Raw genomic sequence first — 1,036 nt, forward strand, 5'->3', positions numbered from 1 at the left:
TTGTGCCGCTCAGACGCTCCTGCTCTGCTTGGAGGATTTTTGCTCTCATCTGTAAGATTTGTTCTCTTCTCTCGAATGCTTCAATATTCATCAAGACCATATCCCCTTCACCATTCTTCGTAATATAGATTGGCTCATTTGTCTCTTTAGCAATATTTGAAACCGCATTATAATCATTTCTCAGAGTAGTTGACGCTTTAATAATCATGCAGGCCACCTCCATATATCATTTTTATGGTATAATTATACCTTTTTTCTGCTTGAATGTAAAGTGACAATCTCAAACTCTGTTTTACTTCTATGTCCCACGGTGGGACGCAGCCTTATCTAATACCTTCAAAAATTTCTTTGCTGTCATATGACTAAGTCTCGATTGATATCTTTTCCCTCATTATAAATTTCAATCCAATACATTTACACCCCCATATTTGTTACTGTATTCATTTTACATTACTTTTGTACTGTTTTCAACCAGTAATTTTTGACACATTGCGCGCTACAGCATCCAGCACAAAGAAAAACAGGAGCCTGGAAAAATTCTTTCCTCAGCTCCTGCAGATTATCATGCGCACATACTAGCAGATGTGCATACGATACCTTAGTTCTCCGCTTGCTCTTTTTTCTTAAAATAAGCGTGATAGAGAATATACCCCGCAATCGGAATTACGACACCGATGACGGAATTCATTGGATCTTCCCAAAGGGTTGTTACCAGTACCACCAGCGACAGCAGAATGGTCACTGCGGGCAGCACGGGATAGCCCCAAACCTTATATGGTCTTTCCATCTGCGGATTTCTCTTTCTAAACACATAGACCGAAGATACACCCAGCGTGTAATAAATCCATGCACAGAAAGCCACAAGGGCAGTCAATTGCTCAAACGTACCAAACAGAATTAATACAGAAGATACAATCATGGTCGCAATCTGTGCATTGACAGGCGTACCAGTTTTCGGATGGACTTTCGCAAAGACATCGAAAAATCGCTTGTCCCTAGCCATTGCATAGTATTCTCTCGGATACGCCAAAATGCA

Annotated in this window: 2 protein-coding genes; both read right to left on the bottom strand. The window is 40.5% G+C overall.

The window, feature by feature from the left end:
• Nucleotides 1-208, bottom strand: a 208-nt coding sequence (locus D1841_RS17485) for a type II toxin-antitoxin system prevent-host-death family antitoxin (RefSeq protein WP_166554327.1), incomplete at its 3' end; no start/stop codon positions are given.
• 390 nt (nucleotides 209-598) lie between these two features.
• The coding region (locus D1841_RS17490; protein ID WP_166554328.1) for an APC family permease at nucleotides 599-1,036 on the bottom strand (438 nt) is incomplete at its 5' end.

Origin of the sequence: Neglectibacter sp. X4, from assembly GCF_009917365.1 — a bacterium.
GTDB lineage: Bacteria > Bacillota > Clostridia > Oscillospirales > Acutalibacteraceae > Acutalibacter.